The following is a 20,828-nucleotide window of genomic DNA, read 5'->3' on the forward strand; positions in this document are numbered from 1 at the left end:
TATTATTCTAAAAATTTCTAAATTGCTTTAAAAAACGATAGTCATTATTATAAAAATGACGAATATCTTCAATACCATATTTTAACATTGCAATCCGCTCAATACCAATACCAAAAGCAAAACCTTGTAAAGAAGGAACAAGATTATTTTTAATAAAAACATTCGGACTAATCATTCCAGCACCTAAAATTTCTAATCACCCTGTATGTTTACAAATACTACATCCAATACTACCAGCACACTTAGTACAACTTACATCCACCTCAACTGATGGTTCCGTAAAAGGAAAATAACTGGGGCGCAAGCGCATTTTACTTTCTTCGTTAAATAACCGTTTAATTAAATAATTTAAAGTTCATTTCAAGTTAGCAAAGGAAATATTTGGTGCAACTAAAAAACCATCAATTTGCATAAACTGATGACTATGAGTAGCATCATCATCATCACGACGATAAACATTACCAATAGAAACAATAGCTAACGGTAAAGAAGCATCTTTATATTTTTCTAAATAACGAGCCGTAACATTAGTACAATGTGTTCTTAACAAATAATTACTATCTAAATAAAATGAATCTTGCATCTCACGAGCTGGATGATTTTTAGCTAAATTTAATCTTTCAAAGTTATATTCATCAGTATCTACTTCCTGTCCTTGCACAATTTCATACCCTAACTGTTGAAAAATTTCACTAATCTCACAAATAATTAAATTTAAAGGATGGCGATTAGCAATCAAAAAACTATTTACTGGTAAACTAACATCAATTGTTTCTGATTTTAATTCTAATGCCAAATTTTCTTGCTTTAAAAACTTTTCTTGAGTTTCGAATAAACTAATTATTTCCTTTTTAAAAACATTAATAATCATTCCTAAAGCAATTCTTGCTTCATTTTTTAAATTATGCATCGTTCCTAACAAAGTAGCTAATTGCGATTTTTTACCTAAATATTTTATTTTTAAAGTTTGTAAAAGGTCTAAATCTTGACATTCATTAACTTCTTTTTTTGCTTGCACTAATAATTCCTGTAATTGTTGTTCTGTCATTTACTTCACCCTACTATCATATAATAACTTGCTTAATTATAACAAATTCTATGTAAACCCTAATAAAAAAAGAAATTATATTTAAAATATAATTTCTTTTTTTATCTTTCTTTTATCACAAGTAAATATTAAATCTAATTATAATAACTATAAATTCTATTCATTTTCATTATCATGATACGATTTATTTCATACTAATGATAATAACATACAAGCACTTACACCACAAACTATTAAAAATATAAAGGTTGCATCCCAACGATTACCTAAACTTTGTAATCCCGAACCAATAACAAGTTTAGATATCACAGCATCACCAAAATAACCAAATATACCCGTAAAACCAGCAGCTGTCGCTACAACTCTTTTATTTGATAAATCTATCGCTTGCATCCCAATAAACGCAACTGGACCATAAATACAAAAACCAGCAATTCCCATAAAGAGAGCAATTTGTCAAACACTTTGATATTGAGCTTGTCATAAACCAACAATTGATAATGTCGTAATCGCAATTGCTGCTATCATAATCGGTGTTAATCTTCCTTTAATTGTTTTAGCGGTAAATCCCATTAATATCGTTCCTGGAACTGCCATTCATTCAAAAATACTTCATAATCATTTACCTTGATTTTTAACATCAAAATTATGCTGTTCTTTAAAGAAACTTAATGCTCAATCAGAAACACCATTTCTTAATACATATATAAATAAATTAGCAAAAGCAATAATTCACAAATTTTTATTTAATAAAACATATTTTTTAAAATAATAAAATCAATTTTTTTCAACAAGGTTATTTTTACTACCATTAGCACTAACAAATTTTTTAACTTCAATATCTAATTTTTCAGGGTAATACTTTTTATAATGTTCTTCAACTGATAACAAACCTAAACTTTCAGGGCGGTCTTTCATAAATATACAAATTAATATTCCCCCAACTAAAGCAATAGCACTAGGCAAAATAAAGTAACCCGCAATACCAATATATTCTTCTAATAATGAATGCGATATTATAATTATTATCGCAATTATTGCTGTTCCAAAATTATGCGATGTATTCCAGAAAGTCATCCGCATTTGTTTTTCTTTCGGAATAAACCAATTAGTCATACTTCTAGCGCTAGCCGGTCATCCCATTCCTTGAAATCAACCAATTAAAGCCATTGAACTCATCATTAATACAATATTAGTAATATTAGTACCCACGGTTCATCCCATTACAAAATTCATTAATGATGACAAAATTAAACCAATTCCTAAGAATCAACGCGCATTACTACGATCACCAACAGAACCCATTACAAATTTAGAAACCCCATAACTAAGTCCCATTGCCATACCAACTAATGAAAAAATATCTCTCGTCATTAAACCATTATTCATTAAATCATTTCCAACAACACTTCATTGTCTTCTAATAAAATAATATAATATATACGATATTATTGCTATTCAAAATACTCGCTCTTGATGAGATTTAAAATATTTTTTAATTAAAAAATCTTCAGTTAATTGTTCTTTTGCTTTTGCTGGTTTCATAAATGCAAACATTTTTGCAAATCAAATTTTCATATTTTTTATTACCATCCTTAATCATTATTTAATTTTTATTTTTTAATTCTTTTTCTTGTATCATATTAACAACATATTTAGCAATCGCTGGACTTGCACTTAAACCAGGACTAGATATACCAACAACATTAATTCATTTTTCAGAACCCCATTCAATATGAAAATCATTTTTTGCTTCAATTGACCTTGAACCAGCAAACATACCCGTAATGCTAAAATTTAAATCCGGTTTTATTTTTTTACCTGTTGCCATTAATTCCTGAATAGTTTCTGTTTTTAAATCAATTGTATTGTGATTATGATAATCATTATGATTTTCTGCTGTTGGACCAATAATTATTTTATTATCAAAACTTGGAGCAACCAATATCCCCTTTCCTAAACTAGTTGGTGGTAAAAAATATATCACATCAATAGTATCTTCATTTTCACAAACTAAATACTGACCTTTTCTTAATGACAAACTAAAGTTTTTTGTTTCTTCAATATTAAACTGAGCCCCATGACCAGCACAATTAATAATTAAATCAAAATCAGATGGGATAACATTTTTATGACCATCAAAAAATAATTTAGTTGTTAATGCCACAAAACTACAATTTTTAATAATTTTAATGCGATCATTATTTTCTCATTGTTTAAGCAATAGCGTTACATATTTCTTAACATTTAAAATATAAGAATCAACACCTAATAAATATTTGCTAACATTTTTATTACTAGATAAATTTGCATTTAATGTTAACAAATTACTATTAATACCATTAGCAATTCCTTGCTTGAAAAGCCGATCTAATACTTTAACATCATCTTCATTAAAACCCAACACTTGTGAAGGAGCATATTTTATAATCTCATTATTAGCTTTTTTATCGGCCAGATATCTTTTTTTTCAAATATTATGACCTTGCATTCCCAAAATTGCTTTTAAAGTTCCTGGTGTTGCATCAAAACCCATATGAATAATATTTGAATTTAAAATTGATGTTTCGGAACAAACATCTTGATTTTTTTCAATAATTGTTATTTTATTATTAGATTGTGCTAATAATTCCTTTGCAAGTTCAAGTCCAACAATTCCTGAACCAATAATTAATATTTTTTTCACCTTAACATTCCTTCTTTCCTTACTAAACTAATCTAATATCTTAAAGTCAGTTTTATTATGACACACTATTAAGTGAAAAAAATTTTATTTTTTAAACATTATTTCATTATTAATTTATTGTTTTAAAATCTTTTTTTAATTTTGTCGAAAACTCTTGATATTTATTGAATATACTTAATTTTAGGTATATTTTTAATATGATAGAGGTGGATAATAATTATGGAAAAAAAATAATTCAAGAACTAGTAAATACTTTAACAGATGATCAATTTTTAGAATTTTATGAAAAAGTCAAACAACAAGCAGAATTAATAAAAAAACAAAAACGGTTAAATGAAATTGATCAAAAATTTAGAGCGCAAGGTATTAAATGATCTAACTGTGAATCTTACTGTTGCGTTAAAAATGGACATAATTCAGAAGGAAAACAAAAATATTTATGTAAAAATTGCCGTGCAAGTTTTGACGCTTTTCGTAATCATTTTATTTATTGAAGTCATTTAAATTATGAACAATGAAATTTATTGATTCAAATTTCATTGCTGGGGCAATCTAGTAAAATAATTTCTCGTTTTATTAAAACTACATTAAAAACTGCTTGATATAATCGTCAAAAATTAATGAAATCAAAACAATTAGAAAATATCCAATTAAAATTTAAAAAATTATCTGGTAAAATCCAAATCGATGAAACATTTATTAGACTTGGTACATAACCTTTAATTTTATCTACTATTTTGATAATATTATTTCCTAGGTGAAATACAAATGTTAGATAAATACAAAGACGAAAACGAATTTTATAGTTTAATAGGCATAAAATATAAAACTTTCATGAAAATGGTAGAAATTTTAAAAGAAGGTGAAGCTAAACAAAAACAAATTGGTGGTAGACCAAATAAATTATCAATAGAGCAAAGATTACTTATGACTTTAGAATACTGAAAAGAATATAGTACATATCGTATTATTGCAAAAAAATATAATATTAGTCATGTTAGTTGTATTCGTAATATCTTTTGAGTTGAAAATACTCTAATAAAAAATAGTCACTTTCATATACCTGGCAAAAAGATATTATTAGAAAATAAGGGTACTACTAATAATTTATTAGCAATTGATGCTACAGAAATTCCAATTGAAAGAATTAAAAAAAACTAAAATTATTATTTTCTGGTAAGAAAAGGCAACATTCATTAAAATCGCAAATAATTATTGATTTATTTAACAATAAAATTATTTCAGTAGATTTTTGTTATGGCAGTACTCATGATTATAAGTTATTTTTAAAATCAAATACACTTATAAATCCAAAATTAGAATTAATTGCCGATTCAGGATATCAAGGTTTGCAAAATGTTCATAAAAATACATTATTGCCAATTAAAAAGAGTAAAAATAATCCTTTAAATCCAGATAAAAAGGAATATAATAGCTTTTTAAGTAAAGTTAGAATTGTCATTGAACATGTTTTTGCTAGATTAAAAAGATTTAAAATACTAGTTTATCGTTATCGCAATAAGATTAGAAGATTTGGATTACGATTTAACTTAATTTCAGGAATATATAATTTTGAATTAAGCTAGTTATAGTTATGTACCAAGTCTATTAAAGAAATCCATAAAGGAAATTTCAAATATAAAACTGATCCACGAAGAATTCACCTTGACCCATTCGCAACTAATACTAAATGCTGTATTCAAATGGCAATTGATAATAATAACAATATTTATGTTAAATCCACAAACACCAAACGTTTACAAAAACAATGAGTTATTGAAAATATGAACAAAGAATTAATTAACGAAAATTCAATTATTACTTCTGATATGCAAAAATTATATTTTTTAGTAGCAAAACAAACAAATTCTACTTTATGTGTAACTAAAACAACAATTAATCCTGAAGCTAGTTATCGTAACTTAAATAATAAAATCAGTAAATTACAATCTAGTCTTAAAGAAGCCTTAATTCATTATCATGGTTTAGGTTTTACTAATATTCAAAATTATTTAAATCTCTGAAAATGAAAATACCAACATAAGGGCTTAACTCCAAACCAACAAACAGCGGTATTATATTTTAATGTATAAAAAAGTTAAAGTAAAAATAGTAATTTTACATAAAAGCCTTTTAAAATTATCAAGTTGATGATTTTTTTTATTTTATCAAGAGTTTTCGACAAAATTAAAAAAATCTTTTGAGCATTTGATTTATATATCGTGGTAGCAATAACAATCATGTGCTATATTCTTAACCATTTTTATTTAATAAGTTTCTCTCTAAAACATAAAAAAATGCAACTAAAAAAGTTACATTAATTTTGATTCATTATTTCATAAAGACTAATAGTTAAAGCATTAGCAACATTCAAAGATTCTACTCCATTTGATGTTGGAATATAAAAATTATCATCAATTAATGGTCATAAATGAGCATTAATTCCTTTACCCTCATTACCAAATAATAATGCTACTTGACTATTAAATTTTACATCTCGCAAACGATTATTAGCATCTTTAAATACTGTACCATAAACTTTAAAACCTTTATCTTTTACACTAGCCATAACAAGTTCCAAATTAGTTTTAATAATATTTAAATGAAATATCGCTCCCATTGAAGTCCGAATTACTTTATCATTATAAATATCAACACTATCATTACTAATATACAATGTTTGGACATTAAAGGCAACACAACTACGAATAATGTTTCCTAAATTAGTCGGATCTTGAATCTTATCTAACATGACAACTAAATTTTTATCAACTTCATAACTATCTAAAAAACTACAAACACCAATAATTGGTTGTGGGTTAACAGTTGTAGATATTTTCTTAATAATTTGCTCATTAACAACAATTATATTACTAAAATCTTCTATTTTATTAGCAATATCTTGTGTTGTTAAAATCATTAATAATTTATTTTGTTTCTTAGCCTCTTCAATTAAGTGAAACCCTTCAATAAGAAACTGTTCCTTTTCTTTACGATACTTGCTCTCTTTTAACTTAACTAAATCTTTAATTAATGAATTATCTATTGAATTAATTATTTTCATATCAAAAATGCTTTCTAAAATTAATGGTGCCCAAGATCGGACTCGAACCGATACGGATCAACCGATGGTTTTTGAGACCATTGTGTCTACCATTCCACCACTTGGGCCTTATTTTTTAAATATATAGTATTTTCCGAAAAAATCAATATTTCCCCCAACAAAATCGTGTAAATCACACACAGTTATTAGACTATGCTTCTCTTAATTGATTTCATAATACCATATTTTGTATTATTAAAATTAAAAATAATTTTTAATTTTGTCGAAAACTCTTGATATTTATTGAATATACTTAATTTTAGGTATATTTTTAATATGATAGAGGTGGATAATAATTATGGAAAAAAAATAATTCAAGAACTAGTAAATACTTTAACAGATGATCAATTTTTAGAATTTTATGAAAAAGTCAAACAACAAGCAGAATTAATAAAAAAACAAAAACGGTTAAATGAAATTGATCAAAAATTTAGAGCGCAAGGTATTAAATGATCTAACTGTGAATCTTACTGTTGCGTTAAAAATGGACATAATTCAGAAGGAAAACAAAAATATTTATGTAAAAATTGCCGTGCAAGTTTTGACGCTTTTCGTAATCATTTTATTTATTGAAGTCATTTAAATTATGAACAATGAAATTTATTGATTCAAATTTCATTGCTGGGGCAATCTAGTAAAATAATTTCTCGTTTTATTAAAACTACATTAAAAACTGCTTGATATAATCGTCAAAAATTAATGAAATCAAAACAATTAGAAAATATCCAATTAAAATTTAAAAAATTATCTGGTAAAATCCAAATCGATGAAACATTTATTAGACTTGGTACATAACCTTTAATTTTATCTACTATTTTGATAATATTATTTCCTAGGTGAAATACAAATGTTAGATAAATACAAAGACGAAAACAAATTTTATAGTTTAATAGGCATAAAATATAAAACTTTCATGAAAATGGTAGAAATTTTAAAAGAAGGTGAAGCTAAACAAAAACAAATTGGTGGTAGACCAAATAAATTATCAATAGAGCAAAGATTACTTATGACTTTAGAATACTGAAAAGAATATAGTACATATCGTATTATTGCAAAAAAATATAATATTAGTCATGTTAGTTGTATTCGTAATATCTTTTGAGTTGAAAATACTCTAATAAAAAATAGTCACTTTCATATACCTGGCAAAAAGATATTATTAGAAAATAAGGGTACTACTAATAATTTATTAGCAATTGATGCTACAGAAATTCCAATTGAAAGAATTAAAAAAAACTAAAATTATTATTTTCTGGTAAGAAAAGGCAACATTCATTAAAATCGCAAATAATTATTGATTTATTTAACAATAAAATTATTTCAGTAGATTTTTGTTATGGCAGTACTCATGATTATAAGTTATTTTTAAAATCAAATACACTTATAAATCCAAAATTAGAATTAATTGCCGATTCAGGATATCAAGGTTTGCAAAATGTTCATAAAAATACATTATTGCCAATTAAAAAGAGTAAAAATAATCCTTTAAATCCAGATAAAAAGGAATATAATAGCTTTTTAAGTAAAGTTAGAATTGTCATTGAACATGTTTTTGCTAGATTAAAAAGATTTAAAATACTAGTTTATCGTTATCGCAATAAGATTAGAAGATTTGGATTACGATTTAACTTAATTTCAGGAATATATAATTTTGAATTAAGCTAGTTATAGTTATGTACCAAGTCTATTAAAGAAATCCATAAAGGAAATTTCAAATATAAAACTGATCCACGAAGAATTCACCTTGACCCATTCGCAACTAATACTAAATGCTGTATTCAAATGGCAATTGATAATAATAACAATATTTATGTTAAATCCACAAACACCAAACGTTTACAAAAACAATGAGTTATTGAAAATATGAACAAAGAATTAATTAACGAAAATTCAATTATTACTTCTGATATGCAAAAATTATATTTTTTAGTAGCAAAACAAACAAATTCTACTTTATGTGTAACTAAAACAACAATTAATCCTGAAGCTAGTTATCGTAACTTAAATAATAAAATCAGTAAATTACAATCTAGTCTTAAAGAAGCCTTAATTCATTATCATGGTTTAGGTTTTACTAATATTCAAAATTATTTAAATCTCTGAAAATGAAAATACCAACATAAGGGCTTAACTCCAAACCAACAAACAGCGGTATTATATTTTAATGTATAAAAAAGTTAAAGTAAAAATAGTAATTTTACATAAAAGCCTTTTAAAATTATCAAGTTGATGATTTTTTTTATTTTATCAAGAGTTTTCGACAAAATTAAAAAAATCTTTTGAGCATTTGATTTATATATCGTGGTAGCAATAACAATCATGTGCTATATTCTTAACCATTTTTATTTAATAAGTTTCTCTCTAAAACATAAAAAAATGCAACTAAAAAAGTTACATTAATTTTGATTCATTATTTCATAAAGACTAATAGTTAAAGCATTAGCAACATTCAAAGATTCTACTCCATTTGATGTTGGAATATAAAAATTATCATCAATTAATGGTCATAAATGAGCATTAATTCCTTTACCCTCATTACCAAATAATAATGCTACTTGACTATTAAATTTTACATCTCGCAAACGATTATTAGCATCTTTAAATACTGTACCATAAACTTTAAAACCTTTATCTTTTACACTAGCCATAACAAGTTCCAAATTAGTTTTAATAATATTTAAATGAAATATCGCTCCCATTGAAGTCCGAATTACTTTATCATTATAAATATCAACACTATCATTACTAATATACAATGTTTGGACATTAAAGGCAACACAACTACGAATAATGTTTCCTAAATTAGTCGGATCTTGAATCTTATCTAACATGACAACTAAATTTTTATCAACTTCATAACTATCTAAAAAACTACAAACACCAATAATTGGTTGTGGGTTAACAGTTGTAGATATTTTCTTAATAATTTGCTCATTAACAACAATTATATTACTAAAATCTTCTATTTTATTAGCAATATCTTGTGTTGTTAAAATCATTAATAATTTATTTTGTTTCTTAGCCTCTTCAATTAAGTGAAACCCTTCAATAAGAAACTGTTCCTTTTCTTTACGATACTTGCTCTCTTTTAACTTAACTAAATCTTTAATTAATGAATTATCTATTGAATTAATTATTTTCATATCAAAAATGCTTTCTAAAATTAATGGTGCCCAAGATCGGACTCGAACCGATACGGATCAACCGATGGTTTTTGAGACCATTGTGTCTACCATTCCACCACTTGGGCCTTATTTTTTAAATATATAGTATTTTCCGAAAAAATCAATATTTCCCCCAACAAAATCGTGTAAATCACACACAGTTATTAGACTATGCTTCTCTTAATTGATTTCATAATACCATATTTTGTATTATTAAAATTAAAAATAATTTTTAATTTTGTCGAAAACTCTTGATATTTATTGAATATACTTAATTTTAGGTATATTTTTAATATGATAGAGGGGGATAATAATTATGGAAAAAATAATTCAAGAACTAGTAAATACTTTAACAGATGATCAATTTTTAGAATTTTATGAAAAAGTCAAACAACAAGCAGAATTAATAAAAAAACAAAAACGGTTAAATGAAATTGATCAAAAATTTAGAGCGCAAGGTATTAAATGCCCTAAATGTGAATCTTACCATTGCGTTAAAAATGGACATAATTCAGAAGGAAAACAAAAATATTTATGTAAAAATTGCCGTGCAAGTTTTGACGCTTTTCGTAATCATTTTATTTATTGAAGTCATTTAAATTATGAACAATGAAATTTATTGATTCAAATTTCATTGCTGGGGCAATCTAGTAAAACAATTTCTCGTTTTATTAAAACTACATTAAAAACTGCTTGATATAATCGTCAAAAATTAATGAAATCAAAACAATTAGAAAATACCCAATTAAAATTTAAAAAATTATCTGGTAAAATCCAAATCGATGAAACATTTATTAAAGAAATCCATAAAGGAAATTTCAAATATAAAACTGATCCACGAAGAATTCACCTTGACCCATTCGCAACTAATACTAAATGCTGTATTCAAATGGCAATTGATAATAATAACAATATTTATGTTAAATCCACAAACACCAAACGTTTACAAAAACAATGAGTTATTGAAAATATGAACAAAGAATTAATTAACGAAAATTCAATTATTACTTCTGATATGCAAAAATTATATTTTTTAGTAGCAAAACAAACAAATTCTACTTTATGTGTAACTAAAACAACAATTAATCCTGAAGCTAGTTATCGTAACTTAAATAAAATCAGTAAATTACAATCTAGTCTTAAAGAAGCCTTAATTCATTATCATGGTTTAGGTTTTACTAATATTCAAAATTATTTAAATCTCTGAAAATGAAAATACCAACATAAGGGTTTAACTCCAAACCAACAAACAGCGGTATTATATTTTAATGTATAAAAAAGTTAAAGTAAAAATAGTAATTTTACATAAAAGCCTTTTAAAATTATCAAGTTGATGATTTTTTTTATTTTATCAAGAGTTTTCGACAAAATTAAAAAAAATAATTACTTGTTTTTCCTTTTTTTCAATTTTCTTTGCTCTATTTTTTAATTGCTGATATTTTTTCATAAAAGTTTTATCATCAATATTATTTATTTCTTTTAAAATATCTTTTTCTTGCATAAAAAATCACCTTTAAATTAAAAATAACCCATTTACAGAAAAAAATAAAGAGATTATCAATACTTATCTTTAAAATTAAAATAAAATTGCAAATAATGAAATAAAATTCACAAAAAATTAAAACCATTTTTATAACTAAAATTAATTAGCAATTAAACCATCAATAACGCTGCTTTACTAATTCCCAGTCGGTCTGCTCCACCTTTAATAAGTTTTATTGCCTGCGCTTTAGTTTTAATTTTCCCTGACGCTTTAATATACATTTCATCCTTAACAATACTACGAATTAATTTAATATCCTTAACTTTAGCACCACTTTTAGCAAATCCTGTTGAAGTTTTAATAAAATCTGCTTGTGCTTGCAAAGCTAATTTACAAACTTGAATTTTTTCTTCTTTCGTTAATAATGCAGTTTCGATAATAACTTTTAAAATTTGTTTTGGACATACAGCTCGAACATGCTTAATATCATTTAATACTACCATATATGCCCCCTCTTTTAAAGCTCCAAGATTAATAACCATATCAATCTCATCGGCACCATCACGAACAGCTTGTTCAGTTTCCAACACTTTAATATTTGTGGGCACCGAACCCAATGGAAAACCAACAACAGTACAAACATTAACCTTTGTCTTTTTTAACAAATTTTTAGCATGACTAACATAAATAAGATTAACACATACACTAGCAAATTTGTGCTTCTCAGCATCCACACAAATTTTTTGAATGTCATGACTCGTAGCATGTGAATTTAATAAAGTATAATCAATAAATTCATTCAGTTTCATAAAACAAGCAAATCTCCTTATTTCTCCTTATTAATTAATTTTTAATAACACAAATATGTTACTAAAAATTAATTATACTACTAATTATTTATTTTTAATTATTAATTCATCATTTAGAATAGAAATTTCACTTTTTGATAATGCCTCTCATTTTAACCTTTGAATAAAAAACTTAATATCAAAGATAATTGTTACTAAACCAAATATTCCAGAAATTCCAATTGATAAACCAAATGCTAAAATAGCATTTTGATGATTTTTAGCAATTAAAATTAATAAATTGGCTAAAATTGACATCACTGCCATCAATACGATTAATATTAAGTATTTATATGCTTTAAATTGATATTTAACATCAAAATTCTTAATTGATACATAAGTTAATCAAACATAAACTATTATTAAACATAAAGTTATTAATGGAATTAAATAACTAGCAATTTCAAAGCCACCACTTAAAGGTAAATTTGATTTTTGAACGCTAATAAATACCATTGTTAAAAACAATCAATTAATTGCAAATAATAAATTTAAAATTACACCCACTCGCTTTGAACTTAAAGACATTCTTATTGCTCCTTTAACTTTTCATGTTCATAACCGATATTAGCAAGAAATGCTAAAACAGCTGTTTCTGATCTTAAAACTCTTTTTCCTAAATTAATTGCATGAAAACCTTCAAAATTAAAAAATTCTAATTCTTTATCACTAAAACCACCCTCAGGTCCACAAATAAAAGTAATACTTGTTGACTTGGGTAATGGTAACATTAGTGCCGACAATGAACAGGTTGCTAATGTTAATTCATTAGCAATTAAATTTAATTCGCTCTTATAAGGAATAATAGCAGTAACATCAGTAATAATATCAACAATTTTTGGAATTTGATTACGATTCGACTGTTGTGCTGCTTCTTTAGCAATCTTTTGTCAACGCATCATCTTTTTTTGTTTATCATCATTTCGTTTAATCTTAGTAACACTTCGTTCTAAAGCAATACCAATAATTTGTGTCACACCTAATTCAGTTGCTTTTTGAACAATTCAATCATTACGATCTTGTTTAAGCAATGGCATTAATAATGTTACAACTATTTCTAATTCGGTATTTTCCAATAAATTTTTTTGAATTTCAACTTTTAATTGTGGTTTCTTTTCAATTATCTTCGTTTGATATTTTTTACCATTATATACAGCAATTAACAAGTCATTAATTTGAAATCTTAAAACATTAACTAAATGATGAGTATCAATATCATTAAAAATTAAATTGCCGAATTCATCTTGAAAATGAGCAAAATAACATTGCATTATATCACCTACTCCAATATTAATTATATCATTTTTAAATCATGGTCGCGTTTAGTTTTCTTAGGTATTGCTTTGAAGAAGTAAAACAATCAGCTAATTATATTATTTAATTACTAAACTAACCCTGCCTTTCTTGTTATTGTCATTTTTATTCGTTACCATTTTATCATATTATTGAATTTTTACACAACAAAAATCATACATAAGAAATATATACTTAATTTGAATATTGAAATAATTTATAGTAAATGATTATTTTTTCTTTTTTAAAAAATACCTAAGAAAACTAAACGCGACCGATAATTAAATTGTAGTTACTTTTCTTTCAAAATTAATCAAATATTTTTCCACCTAACAAAACTTTACGCGTTCAAAAAGACAACAAGAAAAAAGAGCAAGAAAAAGCAGATCAAGAAAAAGAAAAAAGCCAACAAAGACAACAATGATTAACTGAATAATTACTTAAATTTAATGATGGATTAAAATTATTTCTTGTTGCTAACAAAAAGGATGATAATTTGATTATATTGTGTTAATATTTAACTAAGTAATTCTAGTAATAGGTTTACTTAATGCTTACGCATATTGAAAAAGTTGAGAAAATATGTGTATTAAGTTTTTGGGGGAAACAATTTAATTGTTTCCTTTTTAGTTGTATTGGTAAATTTTTCAAGGTCTTTTAAGTATGATATAATATCTTTGGAGATTTTTTATTATAATGAATTCAGGAATTTTACTAATTGATAAACCTACTGGGATGACATCGCATCAAGTAGTATCTTATCTTAAAAAAAAGTTTAAATATTATAAAGTTGGTCACGCTGGAACTTTAGACCCTCTAGCTACTGGTGTACTAATAATTTTGGTCAATCAAGCGACAAAGATTTCTTCATTATTATTGAACGAAACGAAAGAGTATTTAGTAACAATGCAATTTAATATTTTAACTAATAGTGGTGATATTACAGGTAATGTTATTGCTAATGATAATAAGTTAATTACAAAAGAACAATTTCTTAGTTGTTTAAAGTTTTTTCCGTTATCATACAATCAAATACCACCTAAATATTCTGCAATTAAGTTTCAAGGGAAAAAACTTTATGAATATGCTCGCAAGGAACAAGAAGTATTATTAGCAAAACGAGTTGTTAAGTTAGATTATTTAGAGTTAGTAAGTTTTGATTTTCCTTATGCTTCCTTAAAAGTTAAATGTTCAAAAGGAACATATATTCGTAGTTTAGTAGTAGACATTGCTAAAACTTTAAATACGATAGCAACAGTAAAAGAATTGCAGAGAATAGCTAGTGGTGTATATAAGATTAGTAATTGTTGAGAACTTGATAAAATTCAAGAACAAAATATGATTTCATTATCAAATGTATTACAAAACTATATGCCACTTATTAATATTAAGGAAACAAAAGATATTAAAAATGGTAAGGTTATTCAATTAAAAGGTGTTGAAAATGATACTGTATTGTTAACTGATAATAATCAAATTCCATTAGCAATATATGTTAAGGGACCAGAAAATAAATATTATTGTAAAAAAGGATTATGAAATGATGAAAATAATTAATACTATTGATGAAAAACAGCAATTTTCAAATAAACAAGTAGCTTGTTTAGGATTTTTTGATGGCCTTCATATTGGACATCAAGTGTTAATGAAAACAGTATTAAACGAAGCTAAAGAAAATAATTATCAATCACTATTTTTTACTTTTTCAATAGCACCAAAGAAAATAATTTTACAACAACAATATGATGACTTGCTTGATATGGAAGATAAGCAAAAATTAGTTTCATTAATGGGATTTGATAATTTTGTTATTTTTCCATTTAATGATAATACAAGAAAATGATCAGTTGAACAGTTTATTTTTTATCTTAAACAATTGAATATTGATATTATCGTTGTTGGTGATGATTTTCGTTTTGCAAATTTTGGTTTGGGAAATATTAGTCATTTGCAAAAAAATTTTTCTAAAGTAATTGTTGTTAATAAAGTTTTAATTAATAATGATATTCGGGTATCAACAACATATATTCGTCAGTTACTACAAGAAAAACAAATTACTAGTGCTAATAAGTTATTATTGCAACCTTATAATATTAAAGGTATTGTTGTTAAAGGTAATAAATTAGGTAATAAAATTCAATTTCCAACAGCAAATATTCATTTAAATGATAATTTTTCAATATTAAATGCGGGTGTTTATATTACTAATGTTAGTTTAGATAATAAAAACTATCAAGCAATTTCTTGTATTATTAGAATTGATAATGTTTTAAAATGTGAATCATATATTCTTAATTTCAATAATAATATTTATGGCGTAAAAATTAAAATTTCCTTTTTAAAGTATTTACGAGATAATGTTGCTGTTAAAAGTTTAGAACATTTAAAACAATTAATTAGTGAAGATTACAGCAGACGCATAAAGTTTTGTTAGGTAGGTAAATATTTGATTAATTTTGAAAGAAAAGTAACTACAATTTAATTATCGTTTTATTTGAAAAATAAGTAATAAAACAAAATATTTAATATTAACAAACATAATCTTAATAAAAGGTTATAAAAACTAAGTAAAATGCTTATAAAAACAACATTAAAATAATTTTTTATTTTAATTTTGTCGAAAACTCTTGATATTTATTGAATATACTTAATTTTAGGTATATTTTTAATATGATAGAGATGGATAATAATTATGGAAAAAATAATTCAAGAACTAGTAAATACTTTAACAGATGATCAATTTTTAGAATTTTATGAAAAAGTCAAACAACAAGCAGAATTAATAAAAAAACAAAAACGTTTAAATGAAATTGATCAAAAATTTAGAGCGCAAGGTATTAAATGCCCTAAATGTGAAGCTTACCATTGCGTTAAAAATGGACATAATTCAGAAGGAAAACAAAAATATTTATGTAAAAATTGCTTTTAATTTTGTCGAAAACTCTTGATAAAATAAAAAAAATCATCAACTTGATAATTTTAAAAGGCTTTTATGTAAAATTACTATTTTTACTTTAACTTTTTTATACATTAAAATATAATACCGCTGTTTGTTGGTTTGGAGTTAAACCCTTATGTTGGTATTTTCATTTTCAGAGATTTAAATAATTTTGAATATTAGTAAAACCTAAACCATGATAATAGACTTCTTGCAAAATTAATATGATAATTATAATTTTTAAATTTAAAATAAATATAAAAGTGTTATTAAAATAATTTTTAGATTATTTTTACAAATATTTTGTCATTAAAACATAATAAAAATTATTATTTACAATAGACTTCTTGCAAAATTAATTTAAAATATAATTGAATTGTTGTTTTTAATAAAAAGGTGGAATTTAAATGAAATTTAAAAAAAATAATCAAATAAGTGATAAAAATTTTTTAAGATTAACTGGTATTAAACATACTACTTTTAATAAAATGCTAGAAATTTTAAAAATAGAAGAATTAAAAAAGAGATTTCGTCGCGGAAGAACCAATAAATTATCATTAGAAAATCGTATTTTAATGACTTTAGAATATTGAAGAGAATATAGAACTTATTTTCATATTGCAAAAAGTTATGATATTAGTGAAAGTAGTTGTTATAGAAATATCAAATGAATTGAAGACACTTTAATAAAACACCCTAATTTTCAACAACTTACTGGTCAAAAATCACTATTAAAAGATTATTTCAAAGATAAGACTGTTATAATTGATGTAACTGAAAGCCAAATCCAACGCCCAAAAAAAGACAAAAACAGCACTACTCAGGAAAAAAGAAAAAACACACAATAAAAACACAAGTTATAATTGAAAAAGATAGTAAAAAAATTATTAGTTCTGATTTTTCTTATGGTAAAAACCATGACTTTAAAATTTTAAAAGATTCAAAAATTAAATTTTTACCAGAAACAACTGTTTTAGTGGATTTAGGTTATCAAGGCATACAAAAAATTAATCATAATGTTTTAATTCCTAAAAGAAAATCAAAGAAAAACCCTTTAAATAAAGAAGAAAAGCAAAATAATGAGCGAATTTCAAAAATGAGAATTGTTATTGAAAATGTTTTTGCTATACTTAAAAAATTTAAAATTATTAGTGAAAAATATCGAAATCGTAGAAAAAGATTTGCTTTAAGATTTAATTTAATAGCTTCAATTTATAATTTACAACTATTAGTTTAAATATATTTGATAATTTAAAATTTCAGTCTTTTTTTATTGTAAATAATAATTTTTATTATGTTTTAATGACAAAATATTTGTAAAAATAATCTAAAAATTATTTTAATAACACTTTTATATTTATTTTAAATTTAAAAATTATAATTATCATATTAATTTTGCAAGAAGTCTAATAAAAAAAGACTGAAATTTTAAATTATCAAATATATTTAAACTAATAGTTGTAAATTATAAATTGAAGCTATTAAATTAAATCTTAAAGCAAATCTTTTTCTACGATTTCGATATTTTTCACTAATAATTTTAAATTTTTTAAGTATAGCAAAAACATTTTCAATAACAATTCTCATTTTTGAAATTCGCTCATTATTTTGCTTTTCTTCTTTATTTAAAGGGTTTTTCTTTGATTTTCTTTTAGGAATTAAAACATTATGATTATCATATTAATTTTGCAAGAAGTCTATTGTTTTTGTAAACGTTTGGTGTTTGTGGATTTAACATAAATATTGTTATTATTATCAATTGCCATTTGAATACAGCATTTAGTATTAGTTGCGAATGGGTCAAGGTGAATTCTTCGTGGATCAGTTTTATATTTGAAATTTCCTTTATGAATTTCTTTAATAAATGTTTCATCGATTTGGATTTTACCAGATAATTTTTTAAATTTTAATTGGGTATTTTCTAATTGTTTTGATTTCATTAATTTTTGACGATTATATCAAGCAGTTTTTAATGTAGTTTTAATAAAACGAGAAATTGTTTTACTAGATTGCCCCAGCAATGAAATTTGAATCAATAAATTTCATTGTTCATAATTTAAATGACTTCAATAAATAAAATGATTACGAAAAGCGTCAAAACTTGCACGGCAATTTTTACATAAATATTTTTGTTTTCCTTCTGAATTATGTCCATTTTTAACGCAATGGTAAGCTTCACATTTAGGGCATTTAATACCTTGCGCTCTAAATTTTTGATCAATTTCATTTAACCGTTTTTGTTTTTTTATTAATTCTGCTTGTTGTTTAACTTTTTCATAAAATTCTAAAAATTGATCATCTGTTAAAGTATTTACTAGTTCTTGAATTATTTTTTCCATAATTATTATCCACCTCTATCATATTAAAAATATACCTAAAATTAAGTATATTCAATAAATATCAAGAGTTTTCGACAAAATTAAAAGAAATTTTTGTTGTCAACAGAGCGGTAATAATATATAATAATTTTGTTATTTAATGACACCATAGGCGCCCATAGCTCAATTGGACAGAGTGCTTGACTACGGATCAAGAGGTTGCGGGTTCAACTCCTGTTGGGCGCACCATTTTATTTTAATACGGGAAGTAGCTTAGCTTGGTAGAGCGCTCGGTTTGGGACCGAGAAGTCGTAGGTTCGAATCCTATCTTCCCGACCATATTTGGCGAGATAGCTCAGTTGGTTAGAGTGTTCGGTTCATACTCGAAAGGTCGAGAGTTCAAGTCTCTCTCTCGCTACCAAGTTATGTTTACGGTTTGAAAACGACTTTATTTAAAAAATAAAGTCGTTTTTTAGTGTTTCTTTTCTTTTGGTTCTAAACTTTCCATATATTCAACAAAGTTTTGTACTTCTTCATAAATTTCTTCATAAGCGTGTTTTTCGGAATAATGTTCGGTTAATGTATTCTAGTAAGTGTTCAAGAGTATATTAGACTTGGTACATAACTATAACTAGCTTAATTCAAAATTATATATTCCTGAAATTAAGTTAAATCGTAATCCAAATCTTCTAATCTTATTGCGATAACGATAAACTAGTATTTTAAATCTTTTTAATCTAGCAAAAACATGTTCAATGACAATTCTAACTTTACTTAAAAAGCTATTATATTCCTTTTTATCTGGATTTAAAGGATTATTTTTTTTAATTTTGTCGAAAACTCTTGATAAAATAAAAAAAATCATCAACTTGATAATTTTAAAAGGCTTTTATGTAAAATTACTATTTTTACTTTAACTTTTTTATACATTAAAATATAATACCGCTGTTTGTTGGTTTGGAGTTAAACCCTTATGTTGGTATTTTCATTTTCAGAGATTTAAATAATTTTGAATATTAGTAAAACCTAAACCATGATAATGAATTAAGGCTTCTTTAAGACTAGATTGTAATTTACTGATTTTATTTAAGTTACGATAACTAGCTTCAGGATTAATTGTTGTTTTAGTTACACATAAAGTAGAATTTGTTTGTTTTGCTACTAAAAAATATAATTTTTGCATATCAGAAGTAATAATTGAATTTTCATTAATTAATTCTTTGTTCATATTTTCAATAACTCATTGTTTTTGTAAACGTTTGGTGTTTGTGGATTTAACATAAATATTGTTATTATTATCAATTGCCATTTGAATACAGCATTTAGTATTAGTTGCGAATGGGTCAAGGTGAATTCTTCGTGGATCAGTTTTATATTTGAAATTTCCTTTATGGATTTCTTTAATAAATGTTTCATCGATTTGGATTTTACCAGATAATTTTTTAAATTTTAATTGGGTATTTTCTAATTGTTTTGATTTCATTAATTTTTGACGATTATATCAAGCAGTTTTTAATGTAGTTTTAATAAAACGAGAAATTGTTTTACTAGATTGCCCCAGCAATGAAATTTGAATCAATAAATTTCATTGTTCATAATTTAAATGACTTCAATAAATAAAATGATTACGAAAAGCGTCAAAACTTGCACGGCAATTTTTACATAAATATTTTTGTTTTCCTTCTGAATTATGTCCATTTTTAACGCAATGGTAAGATTCACATTTAGGACATTTAATACCTTGCGCTCTAAATTTTTGATCAATTTCATTTAAACGTTTTTGTTTTTTTATTAATTCTGCTTGTTGTTTAACTTTTTCATAAAATTCTAAAAATTGATCATCTGTTAAAGTATTTACTAGTTCTTGAATTATTTTTTCCATAATTATTATCCACCTCTATCATATTAAAAATATACCTAAAATTAAGTATATTCAATAAATATCAA

28 protein-coding genes and 5 tRNA genes are annotated in these 20,828 nt (G+C 24.6%); 17 read left to right on the plus strand and 16 right to left on the minus strand.

Features of this window, described 5'->3' with window-relative positions; all coding sequences use genetic code 4:
• Positions 1–7: 7 nt before the first annotated feature.
• From pheS to AAHM82_RS08885, 3 genes are all read right to left on the minus strand, one after another.
• Positions 8–1,048, minus strand: a complete 1,041-nt coding sequence (gene pheS / locus AAHM82_RS08875; protein ID WP_342263697.1) for a phenylalanine--tRNA ligase subunit alpha — start codon at positions 1,046–1,048, stop codon at positions 8–10.
• 156 nt (positions 1,049–1,204) lie between these two features.
• On the minus strand, positions 1,205–2,626 hold the full coding sequence (locus AAHM82_RS08880) for an MFS transporter (protein WP_342263698.1): 1,422 nt from the start codon (positions 2,624–2,626) through the stop codon (positions 1,205–1,207).
• A 28-nt stretch (positions 2,627–2,654) separates the two neighbouring features.
• The gene (locus tag AAHM82_RS08885; RefSeq protein ID WP_342263699.1) at positions 2,655–3,734 is read right to left on the minus strand and encodes an NAD(P)/FAD-dependent oxidoreductase; all 1,080 of its coding nucleotides are present in this window, start codon (positions 3,732–3,734) and stop codon (positions 2,655–2,657) included.
• Between the two features lie 197 nt (positions 3,735–3,931).
• On the opposite strand from AAHM82_RS08885, the gene AAHM82_RS08890 reads away from it, so the two are divergent.
• The 4 genes from AAHM82_RS08890 (at position 3,932) to AAHM82_RS08905 (ending at position 5,827) form a co-directional block, all read left to right on the plus strand.
• The gene (locus tag AAHM82_RS08890; RefSeq protein ID WP_342263700.1) at positions 3,932–4,450 is read left to right on the plus strand and encodes an IS1/IS1595 family N-terminal zinc-binding domain-containing protein; all 519 of its coding nucleotides are present in this window, start codon (positions 3,932–3,934) and stop codon (positions 4,448–4,450) included.
• 52 nt (positions 4,451–4,502) lie between these two features.
• The gene (locus tag AAHM82_RS08895) at positions 4,503–4,895 is read left to right on the plus strand and encodes a transposase family protein (protein ID WP_342263426.1); all 393 of its coding nucleotides are present in this window, start codon (positions 4,503–4,505) and stop codon (positions 4,893–4,895) included.
• A 5-nt stretch (positions 4,896–4,900) separates the two neighbouring features.
• A complete protein-coding gene (locus AAHM82_RS08900) occupies positions 4,901–5,320 on the plus strand; it encodes a transposase family protein (protein WP_342264846.1) in 420 nt (139 codons plus the stop codon).
• 117 nt (positions 5,321–5,437) lie between these two features.
• A complete protein-coding gene (locus AAHM82_RS08905; protein ID WP_342263701.1) occupies positions 5,438–5,827 on the plus strand; it encodes a hypothetical protein in 390 nt (129 codons plus the stop codon).
• A 224-nt stretch (positions 5,828–6,051) separates the two neighbouring features.
• On the opposite strand, the gene AAHM82_RS08910 is transcribed toward AAHM82_RS08905, so the two are convergent.
• Both AAHM82_RS08910 and AAHM82_RS08915 read right to left on the minus strand, forming a co-directional pair.
• Complete coding sequence (locus AAHM82_RS08910) at positions 6,052–6,798, minus strand: RNA methyltransferase (RefSeq protein ID WP_342263702.1); 747 nt, start codon at positions 6,796–6,798, stop codon at positions 6,052–6,054.
• Positions 6,799–6,822: 24 nt separating this feature from the next.
• Positions 6,823–6,905: transfer RNA gene (locus AAHM82_RS08915), tRNA-Leu, on the minus strand.
• A 208-nt stretch (positions 6,906–7,113) separates the two neighbouring features.
• Between AAHM82_RS08915 and AAHM82_RS08920 the strand changes: the two genes are divergently transcribed.
• The 4 genes from AAHM82_RS08920 to AAHM82_RS08935 all read left to right on the plus strand — a co-directional run bounded on the left by AAHM82_RS08920 (position 7,114) and on the right by AAHM82_RS08935 (position 9,009).
• The gene (locus tag AAHM82_RS08920) at positions 7,114–7,632 is read left to right on the plus strand and encodes an IS1/IS1595 family N-terminal zinc-binding domain-containing protein (protein WP_342263700.1); all 519 of its coding nucleotides are present in this window, start codon (positions 7,114–7,116) and stop codon (positions 7,630–7,632) included.
• A gap of 52 nt (positions 7,633–7,684) precedes the next feature.
• Complete coding sequence (locus AAHM82_RS08925) at positions 7,685–8,077, plus strand: transposase family protein (protein WP_342263703.1); 393 nt, start codon at positions 7,685–7,687, stop codon at positions 8,075–8,077.
• A 5-nt stretch (positions 8,078–8,082) separates the two neighbouring features.
• Positions 8,083–8,502 carry a transposase family protein gene (locus AAHM82_RS08930; protein ID WP_342264846.1) on the plus strand — a complete coding sequence of 140 codons (420 nt, stop codon included), beginning with the start codon at positions 8,083–8,085 and terminating at the stop codon, positions 8,500–8,502.
• A 117-nt stretch (positions 8,503–8,619) separates the two neighbouring features.
• Complete coding sequence (locus AAHM82_RS08935) at positions 8,620–9,009, plus strand: hypothetical protein (protein ID WP_342263701.1); 390 nt, start codon at positions 8,620–8,622, stop codon at positions 9,007–9,009.
• Between the two features lie 224 nt (positions 9,010–9,233).
• Here the strand turns inward: AAHM82_RS08935 and AAHM82_RS08940 are convergent, their stop codons facing one another.
• Together AAHM82_RS08940 and AAHM82_RS08945 are read right to left on the minus strand one after the other, a co-directional pair.
• The gene (locus tag AAHM82_RS08940) at positions 9,234–9,980 is read right to left on the minus strand and encodes an RNA methyltransferase (RefSeq protein WP_342263702.1); all 747 of its coding nucleotides are present in this window, start codon (positions 9,978–9,980) and stop codon (positions 9,234–9,236) included.
• A gap of 24 nt (positions 9,981–10,004) precedes the next feature.
• Positions 10,005–10,087, minus strand: a tRNA-Leu gene (locus AAHM82_RS08945).
• Between the two features lie 230 nt (positions 10,088–10,317).
• Here AAHM82_RS08945 and AAHM82_RS08950 point away from each other — a divergent pair.
• Positions 10,318–11,277, plus strand: coding sequence for an IS1/IS1595 family N-terminal zinc-binding domain-containing protein (locus AAHM82_RS08950; protein ID WP_342263352.1), 960 nt, complete (start codon positions 10,318–10,320; stop codon positions 11,275–11,277).
• A gap of 72 nt (positions 11,278–11,349) precedes the next feature.
• On the opposite strand, the gene AAHM82_RS08955 is transcribed toward AAHM82_RS08950, so the two are convergent.
• The 4 genes from AAHM82_RS08955 to AAHM82_RS08970 form a co-directional block, all read right to left on the minus strand.
• Positions 11,350–11,502: a hypothetical protein gene (locus AAHM82_RS08955; protein ID WP_342263704.1), complete on the minus strand. Its 153-nt coding sequence runs from the start codon at positions 11,500–11,502 to the stop codon at positions 11,350–11,352.
• 152 nt (positions 11,503–11,654) lie between these two features.
• Positions 11,655–12,293 (minus strand): deoxyribose-phosphate aldolase, encoded by a 639-nt coding sequence (gene deoC / locus AAHM82_RS08960; RefSeq protein WP_342263705.1) that lies wholly within the window; start codon positions 12,291–12,293, stop codon positions 11,655–11,657.
• 84 nt (positions 12,294–12,377) lie between these two features.
• Entirely contained in the window at positions 12,378–12,860 is a 483-nt protein-coding gene (locus tag AAHM82_RS08965; protein ID WP_342263706.1) for a hypothetical protein, read from the minus strand.
• Between the two features lie 2 nt (positions 12,861–12,862).
• A complete protein-coding gene (locus AAHM82_RS08970) occupies positions 12,863–13,603 on the minus strand; it encodes a 16S rRNA (uracil(1498)-N(3))-methyltransferase (RefSeq protein WP_342263707.1) in 741 nt (246 codons plus the stop codon).
• A 718-nt stretch (positions 13,604–14,321) separates the two neighbouring features.
• Between AAHM82_RS08970 and truB the strand changes: the two genes are divergently transcribed.
• The 3 genes from truB to AAHM82_RS08985 all read left to right on the plus strand — a co-directional run bounded on the left by truB (position 14,322) and on the right by AAHM82_RS08985 (position 16,554).
• The gene (truB, locus tag AAHM82_RS08975) at positions 14,322–15,182 is read left to right on the plus strand and encodes a tRNA pseudouridine(55) synthase TruB (protein ID WP_342263708.1); all 861 of its coding nucleotides are present in this window, start codon (positions 14,322–14,324) and stop codon (positions 15,180–15,182) included.
• Positions 15,166–16,059 (plus strand): riboflavin biosynthesis protein RibF, encoded by an 894-nt coding sequence (gene ribF / locus AAHM82_RS08980; RefSeq protein WP_342263709.1) that lies wholly within the window; start codon positions 15,166–15,168, stop codon positions 16,057–16,059. Before truB ends, ribF begins: the two co-directional genes overlap by 17 nt.
• Positions 16,060–16,317: 258 nt before the next feature.
• Positions 16,318–16,554 carry a transposase-like zinc-binding domain-containing protein gene (locus tag AAHM82_RS08985; RefSeq protein ID WP_342263710.1) on the plus strand — a complete coding sequence of 79 codons (237 nt, stop codon included), beginning with the start codon at positions 16,318–16,320 and terminating at the stop codon, positions 16,552–16,554.
• A 94-nt stretch (positions 16,555–16,648) separates the two neighbouring features.
• Here the strand turns inward: AAHM82_RS08985 and AAHM82_RS08990 are convergent, their stop codons facing one another.
• Positions 16,649–16,780, minus strand: coding sequence for a hypothetical protein (locus AAHM82_RS08990; protein ID WP_342263711.1), 132 nt, complete (start codon positions 16,778–16,780; stop codon positions 16,649–16,651).
• A gap of 190 nt (positions 16,781–16,970) precedes the next feature.
• On the opposite strand from AAHM82_RS08990, the gene AAHM82_RS14320 reads away from it, so the two are divergent.
• The gene (locus AAHM82_RS14320; protein ID WP_342263396.1) at positions 16,971–17,411 is read left to right on the plus strand and encodes a transposase family protein; all 441 of its coding nucleotides are present in this window, start codon (positions 16,971–16,973) and stop codon (positions 17,409–17,411) included.
• Positions 17,408–17,800, plus strand: a complete 393-nt coding sequence (locus AAHM82_RS14325; RefSeq protein ID WP_342264845.1) for a transposase family protein — start codon at positions 17,408–17,410, stop codon at positions 17,798–17,800. The genes AAHM82_RS14320 and AAHM82_RS14325 overlap by 4 nt, the downstream gene beginning before the upstream one ends.
• A gap of 209 nt (positions 17,801–18,009) precedes the next feature.
• Here the strand turns inward: AAHM82_RS14325 and AAHM82_RS09000 are convergent, their stop codons facing one another.
• Both AAHM82_RS09000 and AAHM82_RS09005 read right to left on the minus strand, forming a co-directional pair.
• Positions 18,010–18,225, minus strand: a complete 216-nt coding sequence (locus AAHM82_RS09000) for a transposase family protein (protein ID WP_425289023.1) — start codon at positions 18,223–18,225, stop codon at positions 18,010–18,012.
• 35 nt (positions 18,226–18,260) lie between these two features.
• Complete coding sequence (locus AAHM82_RS09005; protein WP_342263712.1) at positions 18,261–18,902, minus strand: IS1/IS1595 family N-terminal zinc-binding domain-containing protein; 642 nt, start codon at positions 18,900–18,902, stop codon at positions 18,261–18,263.
• Positions 18,903–19,053: 151 nt separating this feature from the next.
• Here AAHM82_RS09005 and AAHM82_RS09010 point away from each other — a divergent pair.
• The 3 genes from AAHM82_RS09010 to AAHM82_RS09020 all read left to right on the plus strand — a co-directional run bounded on the left by AAHM82_RS09010 (position 19,054) and on the right by AAHM82_RS09020 (position 19,302).
• Positions 19,054–19,130 (plus strand) — tRNA-Arg (locus AAHM82_RS09010).
• 13 nt (positions 19,131–19,143) lie between these two features.
• Positions 19,144–19,220 (plus strand) — tRNA-Pro (locus AAHM82_RS09015).
• 5 nt (positions 19,221–19,225) lie between these two features.
• Positions 19,226–19,302, plus strand: a tRNA-Met gene (locus tag AAHM82_RS09020).
• A gap of 210 nt (positions 19,303–19,512) precedes the next feature.
• On the opposite strand, the gene AAHM82_RS09025 is transcribed toward AAHM82_RS09020, so the two are convergent.
• Positions 19,513–19,746: a transposase family protein gene (locus tag AAHM82_RS09025; RefSeq protein WP_342263713.1), complete on the minus strand. Its 234-nt coding sequence runs from the start codon at positions 19,744–19,746 to the stop codon at positions 19,513–19,515.
• A gap of 57 nt (positions 19,747–19,803) precedes the next feature.
• Positions 19,804–20,763 carry an IS1/IS1595 family N-terminal zinc-binding domain-containing protein gene (locus AAHM82_RS09030; protein ID WP_342263352.1) on the minus strand — a complete coding sequence of 320 codons (960 nt, stop codon included), beginning with the start codon at positions 20,761–20,763 and terminating at the stop codon, positions 19,804–19,806.
• Between the last annotated feature and the right edge of the window lie 65 nt (positions 20,764–20,828).

Origin of the sequence: Spiroplasma endosymbiont of Clivina fossor (genome assembly GCF_964031115.1) — a bacterium.
Taxonomy (GTDB): Bacteria; Bacillota_I; Bacilli_A; order Mycoplasmatales; family Nriv7; genus Nriv7.